The sequence below is a fragment of the Mycobacterium colombiense genome, assembly GCF_003284975.1.
GTDB lineage: Bacteria > Actinomycetota > Actinomycetes > Mycobacteriales > Mycobacteriaceae > Mycobacterium > Mycobacterium europaeum_A.
The window spans coordinates 69,370-92,466 of sequence record NZ_QMEU01000010.1; the positions used below are offsets into that span (position 1 = coordinate 69,370).

Consider the following 23,097-nt stretch of genomic DNA (forward strand, 5'->3'; position numbering starts at 1 on the left):
CCGCATCACCGGCGAGTGGCCGGCACGCGGCGATCGAGAATGCTCAGCGCGCGTTCGGCCCACCGAATGTTCTCCTGTTCGAACGAGATTCCTCGGCTGAGCGTCAAGTAGGGGCCAATTCGTTCGGTTCGGGCCAGGTAGTCCTCTTCGCTGCGGCCGTCCAGCATGCGCGCCCGCAAACGTTCGTAGCGTTGCATTTTGGCGCTCGACCAGTGCAGCCGGTCGCGGATGAACTCGCGGACGGCTTCGATGTCGCCGGCGTCGGCGGCTTGAACCTTGACCAGTAGCTCGTCACGGATCACCGAAGGTTTCGGCACCTTGGTCGTGAACTGCCGGATCGCGTCCCGGCCGGCTTCGGTCAGGGAGAACATGCGCTTGTTGGGCCGGCGTTCTTGCTGCACGAGCCGGGCCTGGATGAGCCCCTGCTCGTCGAGCCGATCGAGTTCGCGATACAGCTGCTGTGGGGTCGCCGGCCAGAAGTTTGCGACGGAAGCATCGAAGCCTTTGGCCAGGTCGTATCCGGACGATTCACCCTCGAGAAGGGCGGCCAACACCGCGTCACGCAGCGACATCGGTTGATGCTATAACGACGCGACTATTCAACAAAGTGACCAACCGCACCCTGGACATCGCGCGGCGGGCGCCCTAGCGTCGATGCCGCACGTACTCAACTAGTTGACTATGCGAGGTCGCTCATGCACCCGTTCCGCAAAGCCGTCGAAGAGCGCGACGAGGAGGCCATCCGGGCGATGCTCGCCGACACCGTGGTCTTCACCAGTCCGGTGGCGTTCAAGCCCTACGTCGGCAAGCCGATCACCGCCGCCATCCTGCGCGGGGTGTTGCGGGTCTTCGAGGACTTCCGCTACGTCCGCGAGATTCACGACCGCGGCGGGCGCGACCACGCTTTCGTGTTCGAGACCGGGATAGCCGGGGCTCCCGGGGTGAAGATCACCGGATGCGACTTCCTGCACTTCGACGACGACGGACGCATCGACGACTTCATGGTGATGGTGCGGCCGCTGTCGGGCGCGACGGCCTTGTCCGAGGCGATGGGTGCCCAGTTCGGTCGCATCCAGCAGGAGGCGCTGGAATTGGCCAATCAATCCGGCACCGCGTAGAAGTATGACCATGCGGATTGGACTGAGCATCAACTATGCGGGCGGATTCAAGGACGTCGCCGGCGAGGTGGCCGACCTGGAGCGCGCCGGCCTGGACATTGTCTTTGTGCCCGAGGCATATTCGTTCGACGCGGTGAGCGCGCTGGGTTACCTGGCGGCCAGCACCGAACGGGTCGGGCTGGCCTCGGGCATCCTGCAGCTCTACACCCGAACGCCGACTCTGACCGCGATGACCGCCGCCGGCCTGGACTACGTCTCCGACGGGCGGTTCACCCTCGGCCTGGGCGCTTCCGGTCCGCAGGTCATCGAGGGATTTCACGGTGTTCCCTACGACGCCCCGATCGGCCGGACTCGCGAAGTCATCGAGATCTGCCGCCAGGTGTGGCGACGCGAGACCGTGCAACACCAGGGCAAGCACTACACGATCCCGCTGCCCGCCGACCAGGGCACCGGGCTCGGCAAGCCGCTCAAACTCATCAATTCCCCTGTCCGAGAGCGTATTCCGATACTGGTGGCCGCGCTGGGGCCCAAGAACGTTGAACTGGCGGCCGAGATCGCCGAGGGCTGGCAACCGATCTTCTACCTGCCCGAGAGGGCGCGGGACGTGTGGGGGGATTCTCTGGCCGCCGGCCGGGCCAAGCGTGACCCCGAGCTCGGTGAGCTCGACATCTACGCCGGTCCCGTCCTGGCCATCGGCGAAAACGTCGAGCCGTTACGGGAATTCGTCAAACCGCACCTGGCCCTTTACATCGGCGGGATGGGCGCCAAGGGCAAGAACTTCTATCACGCCCTGGCCACCAAATACGGCTACGGCCCGCAGGCCGACCGGATCCAGGAGCTTTACCTGGCCGGCGACAAGGACGGCGCCGCCAAGGTGGTGCCCGACGATCTGGTGCGCGACGTCAACCTGATCGGCACCCGCGAATTCGTCAAGGAGCGTCTGGCGGCGTTCCGTGAGGCGGGGGTCACCACCCTCAACGTGGCGCCCATCGCGTCGACCACGGCGGAGCGGATCAAGCTGATCGAGACGCTGCGCCAACTGGTTTGATCGCCGGCGCGGGCCGCGAGGAATCAGTCCTGGCGGTGGCTGTCTCGGCGTAACCGCACCGCCCGGGCGACCGCCGTTACGGTGGCCAGCACGGCCATCACGGACAGGATCACCACCGAAACCGCCGAGCCGACGGTGGCCAGGATCAGCGGCAGGGCAAAGCCGACGTACGTGACCACGTAGAACACTCCGGTCAGAGCGCCGCGCAGGCGTGGCGGCGCGGCGGCCTCGAGGTCGATCAGGCCTTCACGCAGGCACAGGCCCGAGGCGCAGCCGAGAACCACAAACAGCGGCAGACCCAACGCCGGGGTCAGCGCTGGGGGCGCCAGTGCGGCTACCGCGTAGCCGAGCGCCGCCAGCACCGCACCGACGGTGCCAGACTGCGGACCCCACCGAAGCGCGCGGGCCAGAACCTGTACGACGCCGCTGACACCGTTGACGATCAGGGTGGCCGTGCCGGCCGCCAGGGGAGCCGCGAGCGCGGTGTGCAGCCGGGTGGGGATCGTGACGAATCCCAGTGTCGCCGAGGCGTACACCCATGGCGCCAGCGGTATGGCCCAACTCAGGGCCCGGCTGACTCCCCGCGCGGCCGGGGCGGCTGGGGCTACCCGCCCCGAGTCGTACCCGGGGGCCGGGCGAGCCACCTCGGCGCGGCGGGCCGCACCGATGACGGCGCACGTTGCCAGCACCACGATGGCCGCGGCGACGGCGAACGACACCCCGATGCCGGATCGTCCGGCCCACGCGATGAACCCACCGACGAACGGTCCGACGGCGAAACCCGCCGTGAGTACCGCCCCGGCGGTCGCGGCGCCGGCGGGGCCGCGCAGATCCGAGGCCCACGCGGTGCACGAACTGATCGCGAGGCCCACACCGATCCCGACGATCAGGCGACCCAGCAGCAGCGCGCCCGCGTGCTGGGACAGCAGCATGACCGCCGTTCCCGTCAGCGCGGCCACCGATCCGGTCAGCGCCACCGGCCGGCGCCCGAGGAGGTCCGACGCGCGCCCGCCCACGAGCAACCCGGGAAGCAATCCCAGCGCGTAGATGCCGAAGATCCCGTCGAGGGTGGTCGTGCTGAGGTGGGCCCGGTCGCTGATCACCGGCATCAGCCCGACGAAGTGGTTGGCGACCCATCCCGTTGCCAGCAGCAGCGCCAGCACGCTGACGAACAGCGCCCCGGTACCCGCCGCCTCGCGCCCGGCTCCGGTGATGCCGCCGCGGCCGCTGCGCACATTCGACGAGGTCACTGAGCTTCCTCCCCTTTCAGACCCGATGCGCATACGCGGCCGACCGCCGATGGTAGAACGCGAGGTCACCCGGGCGGTTATTCCCGCTGCGCGCAACCGGATCGCGGCGGCGCCGCGATGTGGCCGCTGCCACGCCGTCCCTGCAAACACGGCGGTCATCGGTCCGGGCCGCCATTCGGGGTTTGAAATCAGGCGATTTGGTGTACTGATACCACTACTCGCACCCAGGAAGGCAAATGATGAAGTATATTGCGGCAGCTGCGATCGCGATCTCCGTCCTGCTGTCCAGCGCGTGTTCGGCCTCACAGGTCATCAACACCGGCGGGGACACCAAGTGCAAGGACTTCACCACGCAGGACGAGAAGAAGCAGAACGACGAAGTGAGCAAGATGCTCAAAGACAAGAGCGGAAACGACCCGACCAATGTGGAGATTTCCGCCACGCGCCTATCGGTGACGACCTACTGCCAGACGCTCGGCAAGCCGGACACCAAGATCTCCGAGGCGCCGCACGGCTGACGCCAGCTGACCACGGCACACAGCCGGTTCCCGCTCGCTCGGGAGCCGGCTGTCTGCGTTCGCGGGGGCCTCGGGCACCGCCGCCGCGCCGACGCACTTCGGGTCAAGGCGATCCATATTCTTGTACCGGGGCATCGGTGCGGAAATGATGACACCGATTTGTCCCAGCATGCCCCTGCGGCCTGACGGAGTCGCTCGTTGACGACTCGCGCCGCGGGGCCGCCGTCCTCCTAGAAAGGTAGCTCGTGAGCGCCCTTTCTACCGAGCCGATTCCCCTGACGGTCCCGCACGGCACCGTGGCCGCGGCGCGGCCCGGCCGCCGCCGGATCTTGTCGCCCACATGGCCGCTGGCGTTGCTCGGCTTCGCCCTGTTCCTCGGCGGCTGGTATCTGAGCGTCGACGTGCTGGCGCTGCCGCGATTTCGCGGCCTTCCCGGTCCGACCGAGGTGATCCGGGAGTGGCTCAGCCCGAACCCGGCCTACGGCACATCCATTTTCACGGCGTCGTACTACGAGCACATCTGGGCGAGCGTTCGGCGCGTCGCCCTCGCCTTCGCGGCGGCGCTGGTCACCGGAATCCCGCTAGGCCTGCTGCTGGGGTGGTCATCGCGATTTCGTCAGTACACCTTTCCCATCTTCGAGTTGATCCGACCCATCCCCATCCTCGCGTGGGTTCCCTTGGCAATGCTGATGTTTCACAGCAGGGAGGGCTCGGTCATCTTCCTGACGTACCTGGCAGCGTTCTACGCGGTCACGTTGAACACGTTGCTCGGGGTTCAGTCGATCGACCAGAACTTGGTTCGGGCGGCGCGGTGTCTGGGTGCCGGCCCGCGCGAGGTGCTGCGCACCGTGGTGATTCCGGGATCGCTGCCCTACATCTTCACCGGCCTGCAGATCGGTATGGGCGTCGCATGGTTCTCGTTGGTCGCGGGGGAGATGATCGCCGGCCAGTTCGGCCTCGGTTATCTGATCAACGCCTCGTACACCACCACCCGCTACCCGACGATCGTGATCGCGATGATCACCCTCGGTCTGATCGGTTTCGCCAGCAGCGCTTTGATCCGACTGCTCGGTGACCGGCTGATGGCCTACCGGGCCCGGAGCCTCGGGTCATGAGCGGGGGAAACCTCGTTCTGAGCGGTGTCGGCAAGGCGTACCGTACGACGGGCACCCCGGTGGTGGCGGTGGAGGATTTCAGCCTCGACATCGCCGCGGGCGAACTGCACGTCGTCGTCGGACCGTCGGGATGCGGAAAGAGCACACTGCTGGGGGCCGTCGCCGGATTCACCGACATCACCTCGGGCCGAATCGAACTGGACGGCGAATTGCTCTGCGGCCCAGGCCGTCCCACCGCGACGATCGGCCCGGACCGGGTGGTGGTCTTCCAGGACAGCACCTTGTTCCCGTGGTTCACGGTCGCCGAGAACGTGAGCTACGGCCTGGTCGCCCAGCGGCGACTGAGCCGCCGGGATGCGGCCGAGTTCGCCGTCGAGCGCCTGCACGGCGTCGGCCTCGGCGAGGTGGCGCGCAATTACCCGGGCGAATTGTCCAGCGGCGTGCAACGCCGCGTCGAGATTCTGCGCGCGCTGGTCATGGACCCGACCGTGCTGTTGCTCGATGAGCCGTTTCGGGGTATGGACGCGATCTCGCGCTCCGCGATGCACGATGCGCTGCTGCAGATCTACGACCAGTCCGCCGTCACAGTGCTTTTCATCACCCACGACATCGAGGAAGCCGTCTACCTGGGCAGTCGTGTCACCGTGATGACGACCCGGCCCGGCCGGGCCAAGACCACGATCGACGTCGACCTCGACCGCCCGCGCGACCGCGACCTGATCACCGCACCCTACTTTCGTGAACTCGTCGGCGAGGTCTCCGAGGCGGTTCGCGACGAAGCCAAGCGTGCCTTCGACGCGGGCGAGCGGGAGATGGTGCAGTGACGACGCTGTTACGGCGCGCCGACCATGCGGGCGCGTCGGCGCTGAGGCGCGGCGCGATCGGCATCGTCGTCTTCGCCGCCGGTTGGGAGCTGGCCACCCGGGTCGGCAACTGGACCGGTGTCAGCGTGCCCGTGCTGGGGCAGCTGCCGGCGCCCTCTGCGGTGATCGTCGACTTCCTGAAACTCCTTGTCAGGCCGGGCTATTGGAGCAGCTGGTCGCTGTCGTTTCAGCGGGTGTTGGCCGGCTTCGCCGTGGCGCTGCTGGTGGGTGGCACCCTAGGCCTGCTGATGGCGACCCGTCCCTGGTTCAAACGTGTGGTGTTCCCGGTATTCGAGTCGCTGCGGCCGATACCGCCATTGGCCTGGGTGCCGATCGCGATCATTTTCTGGCCGACTCAGGAGCTGTCCATCACCTTCGTGACCTTCCTGGGTGCACTCTTTCCGATCGTGCTCAACACGGTCGGCGGTGCCGAACAAATCGACCGCAGGCACGTGCTGGCCGCACGCTCGATGGGCGCAAGCCGTCCATACGTCTTTCGACGGGTGCTGCTGCCCGCGCTGCTGCCGTCATTGGTCACCGGGGCGGCCGTCGGCATGGGCATCACGTGGGAGGTCGTGGTGGCCGCCGAGCTCATTTCCGGCGGCGGCCAGCAGTCCGGTGACGGCGGGCTGGGCTTTTTGGTGTGGAACGCCTACGAGGGCAACAACATACCGCGGGTTGTCGTGGCGATGATCAGCCTGGGCATCGCGGGCTACCTGTCGAGCGGTCTGGTGCGCGCGCTGGGAAACCGCCTCATGCCATGGCGGCGCGTGGCGGCATGACCGGAAACCGGACCGGCGCGGTCGTTTTCGATCGCGTGTCCTTCCACGTCCGTAAGGGCCGGGAGGACATCCACGTCGTCGACGACTGCTCGCTGCGCATCGAACCCGGCGAGATCGTCGCGATGATCGGACCCTCGGGCGGTGGCAAGACGACCATCGGATACCTGCTGGCCGGCTATCACCGGCCCAGCAGCGGCCTGATCGCCGTCGACGGCAAAGAGGCCCGCGGACCCTCGGCCGATCGCCTGCTGCTGTTTCAAGAGAACGCGCTGATGCCGTGGCTGACGACCGCCGAAAACGTCATGTTCGGACCGCGTGCGCGCGGCGAGGACAGGGTGGCGGCGCGGCAGCGCGCGGATGCGGTCCTGGCTCGGGTGGGACTCGCCGAATTCGCCAACCGTTATCCCGCAGAGCTTTCCGGCGGCATGCGGCGCCGCGCCGAGTTGGCCCGCGCGCTGATCAACGAGCCCGCGGTGCTGATCCTCGACGAGCCGTTCCGGGGACTCGACGCGATGACCCGCGAGCTGATGCAGGAGTACACGGCCGAACTCCTTGCCGAACAACGCCGGACGGTCCTGCTCATCACTACGGATCTCGACGAGGCGCTGCTGCTTGCGGACCGCCTGCTGGTGATGACGGGGCGTCCCGCCCAGGTGCGCGAGGAGTTCGCCATCGAGCTGGCCCGCCCCCGCCAGCGGATCGACCTCCTAAACGACGACCGCCTGCAAGACATCAAACACCGTGCCATGGAGCTGCTGCGAGCCCCGACAGCGGCGCACCGCTGACGACAGAAAGACGCCGATGCGACTGAAACACACCCTCGCCGTTGCCCTGGTAACGACGCTGGCCGCCGTCGGCTGCGCGGCTGTCGGCAATATCGGCGGCAAAGACATCGTCTCCAGCGGCGGGGCGGTGCACCTCACCGTCGGCTACCAGCCGTATTACACCGAGGCGTGGTCGGGTGTTGTCATGCGGGGCAAGGAGTTCTGGAAGAAATACCTGCCGAGCGGCTCGACGGTGGACTTCCAGGTCGGCCTGCAGGGCTCGATCGTGGTGAGCCAGCTGCTGGCCGGCAAACAGCAGATCGGCTACGTGGGCGACATGCCGTCCATCGTCGGGGTGAGCAAGCGCAGCACCCGAGACTTGCGAATCGTTGCCACACTGGGGCTTTCAGAAGACCAATGCGGCGTGTTCCTGGTGCGGCCCGATGCGCCCAACTTCGCCAACCAACGCGACGCGCTGGCCTGGTTCAACGGCAAGACCGTCGCCACACCACAGGGCAGCTGCACCGACCGTATCGCCCAGGCCAGCTTCGATGCCCTGGGCATCAAACCGGCCGCCTATCTCAACCAGAGCATCGAGGTGATCACCTCGAGCTTCCAGAACCACACCATCGACGCCGCCATCGTCTGGGAGCCGGTGCCGTCGAAACTGATCAACGCCGGACTGGCCAAACGCGTTGCGAGCGGCGCGCTTACCGGCCAGCACGACGGTGGATTCCTGGTAATGGACAAGGAGTTCACCGACAAGCATCCCGACATCGCCAAGAGCTGGCTGAAGGCGGAACTCGACGCCCAGCGTTACCTCGCCGATCCGGCCAATGCCGACGAGATCGTGCGCCTCGCCCAGAGCCAAACGGAGGGCTATTCCGCGGCCGACCTGCGCGACTCGCTCTACCGCAAATGGCCCGCCGAGCAAGGCGGCAGCACAGAGGGCATCCGGCTGCGCCTTCCGTTCACGCCCACCGGTGAGAGCGCCGACCTGATCAAGACGGCTACCGACTTCCTCTACCGCATCAAGGCGATACCGGCGGCCACGCTGCCCGACGGTGCGGTCCAGCCGGATACCGCCACCGCGGTGCTGCGCGACGCCGGGGTCAATCCGGCCATCGGCGTGGGATCCGTTCGGGCGCAATAGGCCACATTCGAATCACGATCAACGCAAACCTGGCGGCCGGCCGGGGACGTTCCTAGGCTGCCCGGGTGACGACGAGCAATCCGGCGCCGGCCCGTGTGTCACTTCGCGGCGTCAACCGCACGTTCGGCACGCACACCGTGTTGCACGACGTCGACGTCGAAATCGCACCGGGCGAGGTCGTCGCCTTGCTGGGGGCGTCGGGCAGCGGCAAATCGACGCTGCTGCGACTGATCGCCGGCCTGGACCTGCCCACGGCCGGACGGATCGAGATCGACGGCGAATCCGTCCGGGGGATCGACCCGCGCTGCGCCGTGGTGTTCCAGGAACCCCGCCTGCTGCCCTGGCGGTCGCTGTCGGCCAACGTCGAGTTCGGCCTGTCACCGGGTGCTGGGCGGTCGAAAGGCTCTGCCGCAGTGCAGCACTGGCTGGACGTCGTCGGCCTGACCAAGTTTCGCGATCACTATCCGCGCCAGGTGTCCGGCGGCATGGCGCAGCGTGCTGGCCTGGCCCGGGCCCTGGCTCGGCGCCCCAGCGTCCTGCTGCTCGACGAGCCGCTGGCCGCCCTCGATGCGTTGACCCGCCTGCGCATGCAGGACCTGCTCGACACGGTGCAACAAGAGGCCGGCACCACCACGGTGCTGGTGACGCACGACGTGGACGAGGCGGTGATTCTTGCCGACCGGGTTCTGATCCTGCGCGCCGATGCGACCGGCGGCGCCGGGATCGTGGCGGAGTTCGTCATCCCGATTGCCAAACCACGCGACCGCGGCGACCCGCGCATCACCGCGCTGCGTGATCAGCTACTGGACGAACTCGGCGTGCCCCGACGCAGTGGTGCAACCGCGTCGTCCGTGATCGATGAGGAGGCGAAAACGTCGTGAAACGGCGGTATCTGATGACGATGGCGGTGACGGCCGTAATAGTTGCCGCGGCGTCGGCCTGCGGTTCGAGCAATGGCACGGCGACGGCGAAGGACCTGCACCTGGACTACGCCTACTACAACCCGCTGAGCCTGGTCATCCGCGATCAGCACCTGCTCGAAAAGCAGGGCTATAACGTCACCTGGGTGCTGTCGCAGGGCAGCAATAAGGCCAACGAGGGGCTACGGTCGAAGGCCCTGGACTTCGGCTCCACCGGCGGTTCGCCCGCCCTGTTGGCGCGGGCCAACGGCACACCGATCAAGACCGTCGACGTGTACGCCAAAGGGGAGTGGACGGCGCTCGTTGTTGCCAAGAACTCACCCATCAACTCGGTGGCCGACCTGAAGGGCAAGAAGGTGGCGGTCACGAAGGGGACCGACCCGTACTTCTTCCTGTTGCAATCGCTTGCCACGGCGGGACTTTCGCCCGCCGACATCGAAATCGTCAACCTGCAGCACGCCGACGGCAAGACCGCTCTGGAGCGCGGCGACGTCGACGCGTGGTCCGGATTGGACCCGTTCATGGCCGAGACGATTCAGCAGCAGGGTTCCCGCATCATCTACCGCAACCCCGATTTCAACTCCGGAGGTGTCTTGAACGTGCGTGAGGACTTCATCTCGGCGCATCCCGATTCCGTCCAGTTGGTGGTCAGTACCTACGAGGAGGCCCGCAAGTGGGCGACGAAGCACCCGGCCGAGCTGGCGGCATTGCTGGCCTCGCAGGCGAAAGTGCCGCTGAGCGTGGCGCAAGAGGAGCTGGGCCGGACTGCGTTGGACATCTCGCCGGTGCCGGACGATTCGCTGCGCGCGGTGCTGACCAGGGTGGTGCCGTTGGCCGTGGCGGACGGCGACATCAAATCCGAGGACGCCGGCCGCAACGCGTTGAACACGCTGTTCGAGCCGAAGTTCGCCCAGCAGGCGCGCTGACGCCGAAGGCCGGGCGGCTGGCGAAGTTGCCGGTGGCGCTGGTCGGTCTGATCGTTCCGGTATTGCTGCTGGTGACCTGGCAGCTTGCCACGGCGGTCACCGGGTTTTTCGCTCCCAGCCAGCTGCCGCCCCCCGGCGACGTGGTGTCCGCACTCGGTGGGTTGCTCCGGCACGGCGAGCTATGGACCCATCTGGAGGCCAGCGGTTCGCGGGTGCTGGTCGGCTACCTGGCCGGGGCCGGCGTGGCGCTCGCGTTGGGCTCACTGGTGGGGTTGTCGGTCACCGTGCGCAGGCTGCTGGCGCCCACCCTGGCCGCCTTCCGGACCGTGCCGTCCTTGGCGTGGGTGCCGTTGCTGCTCTTGTGGTTTGGCATCGACGAGACGCCGAAAATCCTGATGGTCGCCATCGGCGCGTTCTTCCCGGTCTATACGACGACGGCATCGGCGCTCGCCCACATCGATCCGCACCTGCTGGAGGTCGGGCGAGCCTACGGGCGCCACGGTGCCTCGCTGTTGACGGCGGTGATGCTGCCCGCCGCGGCCCCCGAGCTGGTGAACGGATTGCGGCTGGGGTTGGCCAACGCGTGGCTGTTCGTGGTCGCAGCCGAACTGATCGCGTCCTCGAAGGGACTCGGGTTCCTGCTCATCGACAGCCAGAACAGCGGCCGCACCGACGTCATGCTGCTGGCCATCGTGCTGTTGGCCGGCCTGGGCAAGCTCACCGACGGCGCCTTGGGTGCTGTGGGGACCCGGATCGTGCGGCGACGCGGGTAGTCTGCGTCGGCAGTGAGCAGCCAAGCGACACCCAAAAGGCCACGGGCCCTCGCGTTGTCGGGTACACGCGCCATCAGTGGTGCTCCGGCGAGGATCAGGGTGCCCTCCGAGTGAAAGGCCCGCTGCATCAGGTGAGCCCGCGGTGAGTAGACCAGATGTAGTTGCGTGCGTAGCCGTAGTCGGGCTCCATCTTGGTGCCCAAGGTTTCACGTGGGGACGGCTTACCCGCACAATAGCGCGATGCGTGCGATGCGAGAGCCCCAAAGGATCGCTGAGGGTGTTCGCCGATGCCTGTTGACCCTCGCGTTGCTGATTGCGATGGCGGGGTGCGGCGACGCGGCGCAGCGCGGCGCACCGCGATCTGGCGGTGATTTCGCGGGCTCGGTCGAGATCGGCAATGGGCGGCACCTCTATCTCACGTGCCGCGGAAAAGGCGGCCCGACAATAATTTTGGAGTCCGGCTATCACAACTCGTCGGATCCGTGGAGTAACTCCGACGCCACCGCACCGGCCACCGGCCCGGCCGTATTGACGGCCCTGGCCGCTGATCACCGAGTCTGCGCCTACGACCGGCCCGGCACGCTGCGCTATCCCGATCCGCCCAGCATCACCGACCGCAGCACACCGGTTCCGATGCCGCGCACCGCGCGGGACGTGGTCCAAGATCTGCATGCGTTACTGGCCGCCGCCCACCTTCCGGGCCCGTACGTTCTGGTCGGCCACTCGCTTGGCGGGCTGTTCATCCGGTTGTACGCGCAGACGTACCCGGATCAGGTGCGGGCCCTGGCGTTCGTCGACGCGTTCCCCGTCGAGATACCGAGTCTGCTCGGACCGGACTGGCCGACGTTTCGGCAAGCGTTGGACCAGCCGTTGCCCCAATTCGCGAATTCGCCGACGTTCGAGGAGATCGACATCGACAAGAGCGTCGAACAAGTCGGCACGGCTCCGGCTTTCCCGCCGGTCCCGACCGTCGTGTTGACGAGGACCGAGCCGTTCGCGATCCCGGGCACCGTCGCACCCGAGGAGGGCGTGAAGCTGGAACAGGCGTGGCGAGACGCCTCGGCGGATCTGATCGCGCTGCGGCCCCAGACCCCGCACCTGATCGCCACCGGCAGTGACCACTTCGTCCAAATTCACCAGCCCGATGTGGTCGCGGCCGGTGTACGCCTGGCGGTGCGGCGGTCGGACCCGAACCGCTGACCCGGTCAGAAGAACGTCCCGGCGTGGGGTGCCTCGGGGACCGCGAACAGCTGATCGGCCACGTCCAGCGCCACCGGATCGTCGGCGCGGGCCAGCCCCGCCCCGGCGAGGCTGCGCCAGCTCGTGCCGCCGAGCAGCGCGGCGCCCAGACCCTCGATCCCGACACGGACGTCGGCGCCGCGCGTCGTCGGTTCGGCACCGTCACCGGTGATGCTGAAGGTGGCCGAATTATTCGGCAGCAGTGGGTCATCCACCGCGATGGTTACGCTTCCGTCGCCGACATAGCATCGCGCCGCCAGCGCACGCTGCGCGTCGACGACCCGCAGCCACGTCTCGTCGTGCACCGCGGTGACTTTCACCGCCCGGCGATCGAGGAACAGCCAGGGCAGCGTGTCGTCGAGGGGCAGCATCCAAAACAGCACGCGGTCAACTAGATCTAGGCCGAGCAGGAAACGCAGCAACCCGAGATACGCGTCGGCGGTGGGCGCGAAGAAATCTTCGACCACGACGGTGCGCTGCTCGCTGACGAACCAATTCTCGGTATTGATCGGCCGGTAGCGCGCGAAACCCGATTCGGCGCCCGGGTCGCCGTGCACCGCGACATACCAGGCCCCCGAGGACGATTCGGTGCGAAGCCGGGCGCTTTCCCACCACACCCCGGGACGGTCGATGGTGCCGGGCCGCGACGGTCGGTTGGCGTCATAGATGCGGGGCAGGAGTTCCCAGACCGCGGCGGCGTCCAGCAGGCGCACCGGACCGCCCGACCCGACGCCGGGGCGAAACGCCGCCCGCGCGGTCGTAATTTCCACGCTCTGAAAGGAACTGGCCACCCCGTAGCCGTACCGGCCGTAGATGGTGGCCTCCGAGGCCCGCAACGATGCGACCACCTCGCCGCGCGCGGCGACGTCGTGCAGCTGGTGGCCGACCAATGCGGTGGCGATGCCGCGCCGGGTGAAGGACGGCAGGACGCCGATGTGGGTCACGGCGGCGTGGTTCACCGTGGCCCCACCGGGAAGGGTCAGCGTGCTCGTCACGGCGTCCGCGGTCCCGACGAGTTCTCCGTCGACGAACGCGCCGATGGTGCGGCCGGGGTCGAGCAGCCTGGTGATCTGGCCGGGCGGCAGGTTCGACAGCGGCGGCAGACCCACCATCGCGGTGCGAAACAATCTGGCCGCGGCGATGAGGTCGTCCTCGGTGTCGAGAACCCGGATCTCGGTGCTCATTCGGTCATCATGTCTGCTTGGCCCACAACGTCACCCGACGGGTGTGATCCCCGCGTTGGAGATCGTGAACCCGCGGCCCGAGGACACCGTGCAGGTGACCCCGTCGGGCTTGGAGGTGCAACTGAACGGACCCACGCCGGCGGTGTGGTCGTAGGCCAGAACCGGCGTGCCGATGCCGGCGTTGCCCAGACACGACATGCCCGTGCAGTTCGTCACCGCGCCGGTGGTGGACAGGCGCACGGACGCGGGCGGCTCGTTGGTTTGGCAGTAGGCCTCGTCGGGGATGCCGGGATCGCGCTGGTAGTCGATCTCGCAACTGATGTTGCGGGACGGGGACAAAAACGCGCATGTCGACGCCGTGCACGCGGGGTTGTCCGCGGTCGCCCGGGGCGCGCCGACACAACAGCCAACGAGGACGAATCCGAGTGCCGCGATGACCGCACGCTTCACGTCAGCCCCTAACGGTTGGTGTGCCGCAGAAGCTATCAGACGCCACCGCGCCCCAGGCCCTGCTAGCGGATAGGCAACCCGGTCAGCGCCCGCGAGATCACCAGACGCTGGATCTCGCTGGTGCCCTCGAAGATGGTGAAGATCTTCGCGTCACGGTGCATCCGCTCCACCGGGTAGTCGCGGGTGTATCCGTTGCCGCCCAAGATCTGGATGGCCTCGTCGGTGACGTAGACCGCGGCCTCGCTCGCGACAAGCTTGGCCATCGAACCCTCGGCCGAGTCGAAGTTCTGGTTGTTGCGCGCCATCCAGCCGGCCCGCCACACCAGCAGCCGGGCCGCGTCGATGCGGCTCTTCATGTCCGCGAGCTTGAACGCCACGGCCTGGAATTCGCCGATCTTACGACCGAATTGCTCGCGCTGACTGGCGTATTCGAGCGCATACTCGTAGGCGGCCCGGGCCACACCGACGGCCATCGCTCCGACCGTGGGCCGGGTGCGCTCGAAGGTTTTCATCGCCGCTTGGCCACCCGTGGAGGCACCGGACTTGACCCGGGCGATCCGGGCCTCGAATTTCTCCCGGCCGCCCAGGATGGCGTCCTCGGGCAGGCGGACGTTGTCGAGGACCACCTCGGCGGTGTGCGATGCGCGGATTCCGTGCTTCTTGAACTTCTGGCCTTGCGCCAAACCTTTGGTGTCCGGACCGATTACGAAGCTGGCCTGGCCGCGGGTGCCGAGCTCGGGATAGACCGAGGCCACCACGATGTGCACGTTGGCGATTCCGCCGTTGGTGGCCCAGGTCTTGGTGCCATTGAGCACCCACTCATTGGCCGCCTCGTCGTAGCGCGCCCGGGTGCGGATGCCGCCGACGTCGGACCCCGCGTCGGGCTCCGACGAGCAGAAGGCTCCCAGCTTGGGTTGGTCCGCCGTGCCGAACATTTCGGGCAGCCAGCGGCCCAGCTGCTCGGGGGTGCCGTTGCCGGCCAGCGCCGCCGCGGCCAGCCCGGTGCCCATGATGGACAGCGCAATGCCGGCGTCACCCCAGAACATCTCCTCGAACGCGGTCAGCATCCCCAGCCCGGTCTCTTCGGCGGCCTGCTGCGCGAAGAAGTCAGGCGAGTAGAGCCCCACCTTCGCGGCCTCCTGAATCACCGGCCACGGCGTTTCCTCCCGTTCGTCCCATTCGGCCGCGGCCGGACGGATGATGTCGGCCGCGAACTTGTGCACCCAGTCGCGCACTTCGATCACGTCGTCGGACAGTTGCATGGAGAATGTCACAGCTGCGCTCCTGAATCATTGGTGTTCAAGGGTTTTCGAGGGTTTGTGTACTGGGCGAGGACGCTGACCGTTTGGTTTACCCACGCCTCGAAGTACCGTTCTTCGTCGGTGTTGCCCGGGAGACGACCGGTCAGCGCCTGCAGCGTCGCCGCGTAGGACAGGGACCCGATCGCGACAGCCGCGGCCGCCTCCGGGTCGGGAATGCTGGTGCGGCCGGACCGATTCGACGCGGCCAGCTCGTCGGCGAAGCGTTGGTAGGCGTTGTCGGTGATCACCTGCCACGTCTTCTCATCGAGATCGCCGAGCTCGTCGGGCTCGCGCAGCATGACCTTGAGCAGGTCCTCGCTCTGCTTGAGGTTGCTCCAGATGAGCTGGCCGGCGATGCGCACCGCCCGCTCGACGCTGCCCGGTTGCCCCGCGTCGTATTGCTCGCGCGCGGCCACGATGCTGTCGATCCGGTGCGCGACCGCGGCCTCGAGGAGTTCGCGCTTGGAGCCGAAGTGCTTGTAGAGCGCCCCGGATCCCGGCGCCAGGCCGGATTCCCGCTGGATGTCGGCCACCGACGTCGCCGCGTAGCCCTTGGCGGCAAAGAGCCGCAGGGCCGCGGACAGCAGCCGGTCACGTCCCGAGGCGAGCATGGTGAGAGAGTACTCACTCACCCTGGTCAGGGCAAAATCGGCCCGGTTTTGGCACGTGACGGGGGAGCGTGCGATGCGGTTAGCGTTAAATTCTTGCGAAACGCCACTGTGCTTGATCGCGCCGAACCGGTACTGCTGTGAGGGTTGTACTCAAGGTTTGTCGAGAAGGATTGGCGACCCCACCGAAGGAGCCTGACATTCGCGTCCTACCGCGTGTACAGCTGCCGATGCGGGTGCTGTCGCTACGCACCATCGTCATCGTCGCCGCCATATCGGTGATGACGCTCGTGGTCCTGCTGGGCACCTGGGTGTGGGTGGGCGTGACCAACGATCAGTACAGCCAGCTCGATCGTCGGCTCGATTCGGTCAGCAGTCTGGGTGACATCAGCAGCCTGCTCAACAATGCCGAGCACGCGAGCCCGGACCGGCCGGCGCCCGACGGCAACCTGGTGCGCACCGCGCGTATCGGCGGCGTGACCGTGTCGGTGCCCAGCAGCATCGTGTTGCCCCAGCTTCCCGACGGCTATGCCAACACCACGATCAACGGGGTGCAGTACCGGGTCCGCACCTTCACCGCGGGCCCCGCCTCGATAGCGCTGGCCGCGCCGCTGGCCGAAGCCCAGCATCGGATCAACGAACTGCACCTGCGGGTGTTGCTGATCTGCGCCAGCGTCATCGGCGGCACCGTCGTGGTGGGCTGGGTGATCTCGTTGATCATGGTCAACCCATTCCTGCTGCTGGCCCAGCAGGCCCGCGCGATCAACGCCCAGTCCAGCCCGGACGAGGTACAGGTTCGCGGCGTGCGCGAGGCAGTGGAGATCGCCGAGGCGGTCGAGGGAATGCTGGCCCGCATCGGCAAGGAGCAGCAGCGCACCAAGGCCGCGCTGGAATCGGCCCGCGATTTCGCCGCGGTCGCCTCCCACGAGTTGCGCACGCCGTTGACCGCCATGCGCACCAATCTGGAGGTGCTCTCGACGCTGGACCTGCCGCCCGAGCAGCGTCACGAGGTGATCGGTGACGTAATCCGCACCCAGAGCCGCATCGAGGCCACGCTGACCGCGCTGGAGCGGCTGGCCCAGGGCGAGCTGACGACCGTCGACGACTTCGTCCCGTTCGACATCACCGAGCTGCTCGATCGCGCCGCCCACGACGCCCTGCGCGTCTATCCCGATGTGGAGGTCTCGCTCGTGCCGTCGCCGACGGTGCTGATGATCGGGCTGCCCACCGGACTGCGGCTGGTGATCGACAACGCCATCGCCAACGCCGTCAAACACGGCAACGCCGGCAAGATCCTGCTGACCGTCGGCAGTTCCGGGGAGGGCGTGGAGATCGCGATCGACGACGACGGCACCGGGGTCCCGGAATCCGAACGCGCCACGGTCTTCGAGCGGTTCGCCCGGGGCTCGACGGCCTCGCGGTCGGGCTCGGGGCTGGGCTTGGCGCTGGTCGCCCAGCAGGCCGAACTGCACGGTGGCACAGCGGCATTGCAGACCAGTCCGCTCGGTGGCACCCGGTTGCTGCTGCGGTTGGCCGGCGACGGGCGCGGACCGGCCTAGCGGCGGATCGCCCGGGCCGGCCCACCCCCGCGCGCACCGCGCCGTCGATATCGCACAATGAGGCATGCTCGGCCACCTGGGCATCAACGTGCCCGATCTGTCAGCCGCGAAACGGTACTACGACGCGCTGATGCCCCTTGTCGGTTTTGAACCGTTCTTTCATGCCGACGACGAATTTTCCTATCGACCCGCCCAGAACAAGCCGGGCACTTTCCTGTTCTTCTATCCGGCGCTCGAGGCGCACGAGTACTCGGCGCAGCAAGCGGGGCTGCAACATCTGGCATTCACTGTGCGGCACCGGTCGTCCGTGCGAGCCGTGCACGATCACGTCGTTCGAATCGGCGGTTCGGTCATTCATCCGCCGAGCCATTTCCCGCAATATCCCGGCCATTATTACGCCACGTTCTGGTATGACCCATTCGGCATCAAACTCGAAGCGGTGTGCCATCACGACCGTGATTAAACTAAGCGCGTCACAATGCACCGAAGGTGGTGGAGGTGCATTTGTGGCTGCCGAGCCTTGAGTGGCGACTGAGGTTTATTGACGACTCCGTCTGGGAATCCAGTGATTTCACGCTTGGGACTGGCGTTACTTAAGCGAATTCCGGGCCTTGAGTCCGGCCATAGTCGCAGTGAATACAAGATCAACGAAACCGCACTACACTAAGGCCCCAAGCACGTGGATTTGGGTTGAGCGTTCGGAGGGAAATCATGGTTGTATCAGTCGGGCCAGAAACGGTTCTGGCGTCCTCGAGCACCGAGACGGCGATCAGCGCGGAGACCGAGGCGGCCGCTTCGGCGGCGGCGCCCGTCCTGCTGGGGGTGCTGCCCATGGGCGGGGACCCCGATTCGGCCATGTTCGCCGCGGCGCTCAACGCCTGCGGCGGTAGCTATCTGGGCGTAGTGTCCGAGCACGCCGCCCAGCGCGGCCTGTTCGCCGGTGCGCAGAGTATCGCCTCGAGCACGTATGTCGTCACGGAGCTCATGCGCAGCTTGACGATGGCAATCGGGGCCTAGGGCCCAGCGACGTAATAGAGGGGGAAGTACGCATGGCCGATCCGGGGTGGGCTGCGCGTACGCCTGAGGAAAACGACCTGCTGCTCAAGGCGGGGGCCGGCGTCATCACTCACCTGGCCAACCAGGCCGCCTGGACCGCCTTGGCGGCAACTCATCACGGCTCCAGCATCGCGTCGACGATCAACACCGTCGCGACATCGGCGAGCTGGACGGGCTCGGGTTCGTTGGCCTCGGCGGCAAACGCGACCGCACTGAACGCGTCACTGCACGGGCTGGCCGGCTGGGTCGACGTCAAACCGGCGGTGGTCTCGACCGCGGTCTCGGCGTATCAAATGGCTTATGGATCAATGCGTCCCGCGCCCGAGTGCATCGAGAACCGCACCGAGACCGCGACCGACTACGGCATCAACCCGCTGGTGCTTGGCGCACTGACCCCGCGCATCACGTCGCTGGAGCTCGAATATTTCGGGTCGATGTGGCCGAACAACTCCGCCGTCGGAGCCAGCTACGGAACGATCCTGACGGCCCTGTCGCAAAGCCTGACCATTCCGCCGCCGGTCGCCACCATGGGCGCATCACCGGCCGCGCCCGCGCAGGCCGCCGCGGCGATCGGCGAGTCCGCGGCGGAGCAAGGGGCCGGCGACGGCATGCGCGCCGCCATGCAGAGCGCGCAGACCGGCACGCAGGGAGCCGGCCGGGCGGCCTCGGGTGGCCAGGACTTCATGAGCCAGGCCACCTCGTTGATGCAGCCGGCGCAGCAGCTGATGGGAGCGGTCCCGCAGGTGATGCAGGCCCCCATGCAGATGATGCAGGCGCCGATGCAGATGATGCAGCCGCTGATGGGCATGTTCTCCAATCCGGGTGCCTTAGGCATGGGCGGGGCGACCCCGGCCGTCTCGACGGTGTCAGCCACCACCGGGCTTTCCGCGGCCGAGGCCGGCGTCGGCGGGGGCGCATCCGTGGGCGGTGCGGGCGTGCCCGCAACGAGTTTCACCCGTCCGGTCAGCGCCTTCGAGCCCGCCACCGGTGGCCGGCCGGTGGGCCTGAGACCGGCCGGGGCATTAGGCGCCGAGGCCCTGCGACCGCAGACCACGACGATGGGTGGTGCTCCGATGGGCGGTATGCCCGTGGGGCACGGGGCGGGAGGCGACCGCGGCTCCCGTGACAAGGCCGACCAGCCCGCGACCGTGCGGGTCGTCGACGCTCGAGTGTGAAGCCAACCCCCTGGTGAAAGGTGAATCGACAGGTCCAAATAGCCGCCATACACTTCGCTTCATGCCCTCACGGGGGGCGGCCCACCGGAGAAGGAGAATTCCGTGACAATCAAAGTAACACCGCAAATGCTTCGCGATGCTTCCAACGCTATCCAAGCGAACATGGAGCACGCGATCGGGATTGGCCAGGGATACGTCGCGAATCAAGAAAACGTGATGAACCCGTCCACCTGGTCTGGCTCTGCTGTGACGGCGTCGCACGCGACGGCCATCGAGGTTCAAAACGACTTGAATAAAGTCTTGACCGGCGGCACGCGTCTGGCCGAGGGCCTGACGAAGGCGGCGGCGCTGATGGAAGGCCACGAGGCGGATTCCTCGCACGCCTTTAGCGCGCTATTCGGCGGCCACGGCTCCTGATCACCCAGTCATTCGTCATTTCATTAATGGTCTTTTGAAAGGAAAATCACCATGTCCGACCCGATCACTTATAACCCGGGAGCCGTAGCCGACTTCGCCACCGACGTCGCCTCCCGCGCCGGCCAGTTGCAGTCGATTTTCGACGACACCTCCAACCGCACGCACGCCCTGCAGGAATTCTTCGCCGGCCACGGCGCATCGGGCTTCTTCGAGGCCCAGGCCCAGATGCTGTCTGGGCTGCAGGGGCTCATCGACACCATCCGCCAGCACGGGGTGACGACCTCCCACGTGCTGGACAACGCGCTCAGCACCGACCAGCACATCGCCGGTCTGTTCTGAGTCCGCACAACCAGACCGAGACAAACAAGGGTGGGGCAGATGCGCCGGGCGTATGTGCCCCACCTTTTGGTCTCTTATCCACCGGTCGGGCGTCCCACTGAGTGAGGTAAGGCGACATGCTGACCACCACGGTCGACGGCTTATGGGTCTTGCAGGCGATCACAGGGGTGGAGCAAACCTGCCCTGAGCTGGGCCTGCGGCCCATGCTGCCGCGCCTGGATACCCCCGAGCGCGCCCGTAGCCACCCCGCGGCCGCGGCGCTGATGGCCGCCGGTGCGCTCGATGAGGCCGGCGACGTCGACCCGATGATCCGCGAGTGGCTGACGGTCCTGCTGCGGCGCGACCTGGGGCTGCTGGTGATGATCGGGGTCCCGGGCCGCGAGCCGACGCGGGCATCGATCTGCCGTTTCGCGACATGGTGGGTGGTCCTGGAACGCCACGCCGACATGGTGCGGTTGTATCCCGCCGGCACGGCCAACAACGAGGCATCGGCCAGGGACCTGGTGGTGGGTCAGATCGAGCGGCTCTGCGGCGTGGCCGAGGCGGCGCCGCTGCGCCCGGTCACCCTGGATACCGAGCAATTACTGAGCTCGGTTCGCGACACCGCCAGCCTGCGGTCGTTCCTGCTGGAACAACGCCTCGACGCCGACCAGCTGCAGATGGTGCTGACGGCCGCCGATCCCGCGCGATCCGCGCACGCCAACATCGTGGGCCTGCAGGCCGGCGTGGGACCGGACGAATTGGCGCGGATCGCCGTCGGGGATGCGACGGTGTCCATCGTCGACACCCCCGCCGGCCGGATCTGCATCGAGAGCGTGACCTCGGGGCAGCGTCAGTACCAGATTCTTTCGCCGGGGTCGCGCACCGACATCGGCGGCGCGATTCAACGGCTCATCCGCCGATTGCCCGCGGGCGACGAGTGGCACTCCTATCGGCGAGTGGTGTGACGGTGCGCCGCAAGCGAACTGGCGAAAGTAACTTAGATAACCAAAGTCTTGGAATAGCAACGTCTGTCGTGCTTGAAAGGTTTCTGAACGAGTAAACGCGGTATCGCCAACCGTGTTAGCATCTCGTCGTGACGAGCCCTTGGAATGACCCGAATATGTCGGACGAAGGAGCGCTCAGACGGGGGGATCCGTCAGGGGCCAGCAACTTCCCGGATTCGGTTTCGGACACCATGCGTATTACCGATCTGGCCGCGCCGCGGAAAATTCCACCAGGGTCGGGCTGGCGGAAATTCATTTACACCATCTCTTTTCATAAAATAAATCCCGGCGAGTCCCCCCGGGAACGGCACTACCGCGACCTGCAGAATCGCATCCGACGGCATATTCGACGGCAATACGTCATCACGGTCGTCTCCGGCAAGGGCGGCGTGGGCGTCACCACGCTCGTCGCCTGCCTCGGGGGTGTGTTCCGGGAATGCCGTCCGCAGAACGTGATTGCGATCGACGCCGTCCCGGGCTTCGGGACGCTGGCCGACCGCATCGACGAATCCCCGCCCGGCGACTACACCGCAATCATCAACGACACCGATGTCCAGGGTTACGCGGATATTCGAGAACATCTGGGACAGAACGTGATTGGGCTTGATGTCCTGGCCGGTAACCGGACCTCCGACCAGCCCAGGCCGCTGGTGCCCGCGATGTTCTCCGGGGTGCTGTCGCGCCTGCGGCGCACCCACACGGTGATGATCGTCGACACCTCCCCCGACCTCGAACACGAGGTGATGAAGCCGGTATTGGAGAACACCGACACGCTCGTCTTCGTCTCCGGTATCACCGCGGACCGGTCACGCCCGGTGCTGCGGGCGGTGGACTATCTGCGGTCGCAGGGCTACCACGAGTTGGTTTCGCGCAGCACCGTAATTGTGAACCACACCGACCAGATCACCGACAAGGACGCGTTGGCGTACTTGACCGAGCGTTTCACCAAGGTCGGTGCGACGGTCGAAGTGGTGCCGTTTGATCCCCACCTCGCCAAAGGTGGCATCATCGATACCGTTCACGAGCTCAAGAAGAAAACGCGATTGCGTCTCTTCGAAATCACCGCCGGGCTGGCGGATAAATACATTCCTGACGCCGAGCGGTCGGTGCCGTGACAGCGCCGCATAAGGTCGCTTTCCCGGCGCGTTGTGCGGTCAACATTTCTTACGAAAAGCATCTGTGTTCCCAGGTGTTTCCCGCCGGAATTCCGATGGAGGGATTCTTTGAGGGAATGGTCGAGCTGTTCGACGCCGACCTGAAGCGCAAAGGCTTTGACGGCATCGCATTGCCGGCGGGCAGCTACGAACTGCACAAGATCAACGGCGTTCGGCTCGACATCAACAAAAGCCTTGACGAGCTGGGCGTCCAGGACGGCGACACCCTGGTGCTGGTGCCCAGGGTGGACGGCGAGTCGTTCGAACCGCAGTACGAGTCGCTGTCCACGGGATTGGCGGCCATGGGCAAGTGGCTGGGCCGCGACGGTGGCGATCGGATGTTCGCGCCGGTGACGCCGCTGACCGCCGCCCACACCGCGGTCGCGGTGATCGCCATGG

At 66.8% G+C, this 23,097-nt stretch carries 27 protein-coding genes; 21 read left to right on the forward strand and 6 right to left on the reverse strand.

Features of this window, described 5'->3' with window-relative positions:
• Window positions 1–5 precede the first annotated feature (5 nt).
• A complete protein-coding gene (locus tag DQP58_RS06225; protein WP_112707602.1) occupies window positions 6–572 on the reverse strand; it encodes a PadR family transcriptional regulator in 567 nt (188 codons plus the stop codon).
• A 123-nt stretch (window positions 573–695) separates the two neighbouring features.
• Between DQP58_RS06225 and DQP58_RS06230 the strand changes: the two genes are divergently transcribed.
• Both DQP58_RS06230 and DQP58_RS06235 read left to right on the forward strand, forming a co-directional pair.
• A complete protein-coding gene (locus DQP58_RS06230; RefSeq protein ID WP_112707603.1) occupies window positions 696–1,118 on the forward strand; it encodes a nuclear transport factor 2 family protein in 423 nt (140 codons plus the stop codon).
• A 10-nt stretch (window positions 1,119–1,128) separates the two neighbouring features.
• On the forward strand, window positions 1,129–2,166 hold the full coding sequence (locus tag DQP58_RS06235; protein ID WP_112707632.1) for an LLM class F420-dependent oxidoreductase: 1,038 nt from the start codon (window positions 1,129–1,131) through the stop codon (window positions 2,164–2,166).
• A 23-nt stretch (window positions 2,167–2,189) separates the two neighbouring features.
• Here DQP58_RS06235 and DQP58_RS06240 read toward each other — a convergent pair whose 3' ends face one another.
• A complete protein-coding gene (locus tag DQP58_RS06240; RefSeq protein WP_112707604.1) occupies window positions 2,190–3,416 on the reverse strand; it encodes an MFS transporter in 1,227 nt (408 codons plus the stop codon).
• A gap of 236 nt (window positions 3,417–3,652) precedes the next feature.
• On the opposite strand from DQP58_RS06240, the gene DQP58_RS06245 reads away from it, so the two are divergent.
• From DQP58_RS06245 to DQP58_RS06290, 10 genes are all read left to right on the forward strand, one after another.
• Window positions 3,653–3,934 (forward strand): hypothetical protein, encoded by a 282-nt coding sequence (locus DQP58_RS06245; RefSeq protein WP_066867409.1) that lies wholly within the window; start codon window positions 3,653–3,655, stop codon window positions 3,932–3,934.
• Between the two features lie 245 nt (window positions 3,935–4,179).
• A complete protein-coding gene (locus DQP58_RS06250) occupies window positions 4,180–5,049 on the forward strand; it encodes an ABC transporter permease (protein WP_112707605.1) in 870 nt (289 codons plus the stop codon).
• Window positions 5,046–5,873, forward strand: coding sequence for an ABC transporter ATP-binding protein (locus DQP58_RS06255; RefSeq protein WP_112707606.1), 828 nt, complete (start codon window positions 5,046–5,048; stop codon window positions 5,871–5,873). The genes DQP58_RS06250 and DQP58_RS06255 overlap by 4 nt, the downstream gene beginning before the upstream one ends.
• On the forward strand, window positions 5,870–6,694 hold the full coding sequence (locus DQP58_RS06260; protein WP_112707607.1) for an ABC transporter permease: 825 nt from the start codon (window positions 5,870–5,872) through the stop codon (window positions 6,692–6,694). The genes DQP58_RS06255 and DQP58_RS06260 overlap by 4 nt, the downstream gene beginning before the upstream one ends.
• Window positions 6,691–7,479, forward strand: coding sequence for an ABC transporter ATP-binding protein (locus DQP58_RS06265; RefSeq protein ID WP_240629583.1), 789 nt, complete (start codon window positions 6,691–6,693; stop codon window positions 7,477–7,479). Before DQP58_RS06260 ends, DQP58_RS06265 begins: the two co-directional genes overlap by 4 nt.
• Before the next feature lie 16 nt (window positions 7,480–7,495).
• Window positions 7,496–8,611, forward strand: a complete 1,116-nt coding sequence (locus tag DQP58_RS06270; protein ID WP_112707609.1) for an ABC transporter substrate-binding protein — start codon at window positions 7,496–7,498, stop codon at window positions 8,609–8,611.
• A gap of 95 nt (window positions 8,612–8,706) precedes the next feature.
• Window positions 8,707–9,492: an ABC transporter ATP-binding protein gene (locus tag DQP58_RS06275; RefSeq protein WP_205869355.1), complete on the forward strand. Its 786-nt coding sequence runs from the start codon at window positions 8,707–8,709 to the stop codon at window positions 9,490–9,492.
• Window positions 9,493–9,512: 20 nt separating this feature from the next.
• Window positions 9,513–10,457, forward strand: coding sequence for an aliphatic sulfonate ABC transporter substrate-binding protein (locus DQP58_RS06280; protein ID WP_430915700.1), 945 nt, complete (start codon window positions 9,513–9,515; stop codon window positions 10,455–10,457).
• 71 nt (window positions 10,458–10,528) lie between these two features.
• Complete coding sequence (locus DQP58_RS06285; RefSeq protein ID WP_112707633.1) at window positions 10,529–11,230, forward strand: ABC transporter permease; 702 nt, start codon at window positions 10,529–10,531, stop codon at window positions 11,228–11,230.
• Between the two features lie 294 nt (window positions 11,231–11,524).
• Window positions 11,525–12,430, forward strand: coding sequence for an alpha/beta fold hydrolase (locus DQP58_RS06290; protein ID WP_165827806.1), 906 nt, complete (start codon window positions 11,525–11,527; stop codon window positions 12,428–12,430).
• A gap of 5 nt (window positions 12,431–12,435) precedes the next feature.
• Here DQP58_RS06290 and DQP58_RS06295 read toward each other — a convergent pair whose 3' ends face one another.
• The 4 genes from DQP58_RS06295 to DQP58_RS06310 form a co-directional block, all read right to left on the reverse strand.
• Window positions 12,436–13,653 carry a GNAT family N-acetyltransferase gene (locus DQP58_RS06295; RefSeq protein ID WP_112707613.1) on the reverse strand — a complete coding sequence of 406 codons (1,218 nt, stop codon included), beginning with the start codon at window positions 13,651–13,653 and terminating at the stop codon, window positions 12,436–12,438.
• 30 nt (window positions 13,654–13,683) lie between these two features.
• Window positions 13,684–14,103, reverse strand: a complete 420-nt coding sequence (locus tag DQP58_RS06300) for a hypothetical protein (protein ID WP_112707614.1) — start codon at window positions 14,101–14,103, stop codon at window positions 13,684–13,686.
• A gap of 62 nt (window positions 14,104–14,165) precedes the next feature.
• The gene (locus tag DQP58_RS06305; RefSeq protein ID WP_112707615.1) at window positions 14,166–15,377 is read right to left on the reverse strand and encodes an acyl-CoA dehydrogenase family protein; all 1,212 of its coding nucleotides are present in this window, start codon (window positions 15,375–15,377) and stop codon (window positions 14,166–14,168) included.
• Window positions 15,374–16,015 carry a TetR/AcrR family transcriptional regulator gene (locus tag DQP58_RS06310; RefSeq protein WP_066870086.1) on the reverse strand — a complete coding sequence of 214 codons (642 nt, stop codon included), beginning with the start codon at window positions 16,013–16,015 and terminating at the stop codon, window positions 15,374–15,376. Before DQP58_RS06310 ends, DQP58_RS06305 begins: the two co-directional genes overlap by 4 nt.
• A gap of 227 nt (window positions 16,016–16,242) precedes the next feature.
• On the opposite strand from DQP58_RS06310, the gene DQP58_RS06315 reads away from it, so the two are divergent.
• The 9 genes from DQP58_RS06315 to eccD form a co-directional block, all read left to right on the forward strand.
• A complete protein-coding gene (locus DQP58_RS06315) occupies window positions 16,243–17,571 on the forward strand; it encodes a sensor histidine kinase (RefSeq protein ID WP_066870089.1) in 1,329 nt (442 codons plus the stop codon).
• 64 nt (window positions 17,572–17,635) lie between these two features.
• The gene (locus DQP58_RS06320) at window positions 17,636–18,034 is read left to right on the forward strand and encodes a VOC family protein (RefSeq protein ID WP_112707616.1); all 399 of its coding nucleotides are present in this window, start codon (window positions 17,636–17,638) and stop codon (window positions 18,032–18,034) included.
• A gap of 248 nt (window positions 18,035–18,282) precedes the next feature.
• A complete protein-coding gene (locus DQP58_RS06325) occupies window positions 18,283–18,588 on the forward strand; it encodes a PE domain-containing protein (protein ID WP_066870097.1) in 306 nt (101 codons plus the stop codon).
• Between the two features lie 32 nt (window positions 18,589–18,620).
• Window positions 18,621–19,802, forward strand: coding sequence for a PPE family protein (locus DQP58_RS06330; RefSeq protein ID WP_066870100.1), 1,182 nt, complete (start codon window positions 18,621–18,623; stop codon window positions 19,800–19,802).
• Window positions 19,803–19,904: 102 nt separating this feature from the next.
• Window positions 19,905–20,219 carry a WXG100 family type VII secretion target gene (locus tag DQP58_RS06335; RefSeq protein WP_040630553.1) on the forward strand — a complete coding sequence of 105 codons (315 nt, stop codon included), beginning with the start codon at window positions 19,905–19,907 and terminating at the stop codon, window positions 20,217–20,219.
• Window positions 20,220–20,270: 51 nt separating this feature from the next.
• A complete protein-coding gene (locus DQP58_RS06340; protein ID WP_007771836.1) occupies window positions 20,271–20,558 on the forward strand; it encodes a WXG100 family type VII secretion target in 288 nt (95 codons plus the stop codon).
• A 116-nt stretch (window positions 20,559–20,674) separates the two neighbouring features.
• Window positions 20,675–21,505 (forward strand): ESX secretion-associated protein EspG, encoded by an 831-nt coding sequence (locus tag DQP58_RS06345; RefSeq protein WP_112707617.1) that lies wholly within the window; start codon window positions 20,675–20,677, stop codon window positions 21,503–21,505.
• Between the two features lie 128 nt (window positions 21,506–21,633).
• Window positions 21,634–22,659, forward strand: coding sequence for a MinD/ParA family ATP-binding protein (locus DQP58_RS06350; protein WP_112707618.1), 1,026 nt, complete (start codon window positions 21,634–21,636; stop codon window positions 22,657–22,659).
• A partial coding sequence (gene eccD / locus DQP58_RS06355) for a type VII secretion integral membrane protein EccD (protein ID WP_112707634.1) occupies window positions 22,656–23,097 on the forward strand: 442 nt, incomplete at its 3' end. The genes DQP58_RS06350 and eccD, both read left to right, overlap by 4 nt.

What these genes read in the sequence shown, in the direction of transcription:
- DQP58_RS06225 (WP_112707602.1), bottom strand. Translation starts at nt 572, where the DNA reads ATGTCGCTGCGTGACGCGGTGTTGGCCGCCCTTCTCGAGGGTGAATCG.
- DQP58_RS06230 (WP_112707603.1), top strand. Translation starts at nt 696, where the DNA reads ATGCACCCGTTCCGCAAAGCCGTCGAAGAGCGCGACGAGGAGGCCATC.
- DQP58_RS06235 (WP_112707632.1), top strand. Translation starts at nt 1,129, where the DNA reads ATGCGGATTGGACTGAGCATCAACTATGCGGGCGGATTCAAGGACGTC.
- DQP58_RS06245 (WP_066867409.1), top strand. Translation starts at nt 3,653, where the DNA reads ATGATGAAGTATATTGCGGCAGCTGCGATCGCGATCTCCGTCCTGCTG.
- DQP58_RS06255 (WP_112707606.1), top strand. Translation starts at nt 5,046, where the DNA reads ATGAGCGGGGGAAACCTCGTTCTGAGCGGTGTCGGCAAGGCGTACCGT.
- DQP58_RS06265 (WP_240629583.1), top strand. Translation starts at nt 6,691, where the DNA reads ATGACCGGAAACCGGACCGGCGCGGTCGTTTTCGATCGCGTGTCCTTC.
- DQP58_RS06270 (WP_112707609.1), top strand. Translation starts at nt 7,496, where the DNA reads ATGCGACTGAAACACACCCTCGCCGTTGCCCTGGTAACGACGCTGGCC.
- DQP58_RS06280 (WP_430915700.1), top strand. Translation starts at nt 9,513, where the DNA reads ATGGCGGTGACGGCCGTAATAGTTGCCGCGGCGTCGGCCTGCGGTTCG.
- DQP58_RS06295 (WP_112707613.1), bottom strand. Translation starts at nt 13,653, where the DNA reads ATGAGCACCGAGATCCGGGTTCTCGACACCGAGGACGACCTCATCGCC.
- DQP58_RS06310 (WP_066870086.1), bottom strand. Translation starts at nt 16,015, where the DNA reads ATGCTCGCCTCGGGACGTGACCGGCTGCTGTCCGCGGCCCTGCGGCTC.
- DQP58_RS06315 (WP_066870089.1), top strand. Translation starts at nt 16,243, where the DNA reads ATGCGGGTGCTGTCGCTACGCACCATCGTCATCGTCGCCGCCATATCG.
- DQP58_RS06320 (WP_112707616.1), top strand. Translation starts at nt 17,636, where the DNA reads ATGCTCGGCCACCTGGGCATCAACGTGCCCGATCTGTCAGCCGCGAAA.
- DQP58_RS06325 (WP_066870097.1), top strand. Translation starts at nt 18,283, where the DNA reads ATGGTTGTATCAGTCGGGCCAGAAACGGTTCTGGCGTCCTCGAGCACC.
- DQP58_RS06330 (WP_066870100.1), top strand. Translation starts at nt 18,621, where the DNA reads ATGGCCGATCCGGGGTGGGCTGCGCGTACGCCTGAGGAAAACGACCTG.
- DQP58_RS06340 (WP_007771836.1), top strand. Translation starts at nt 20,271, where the DNA reads ATGTCCGACCCGATCACTTATAACCCGGGAGCCGTAGCCGACTTCGCC.
- DQP58_RS06345 (WP_112707617.1), top strand. Translation starts at nt 20,675, where the DNA reads ATGCTGACCACCACGGTCGACGGCTTATGGGTCTTGCAGGCGATCACA.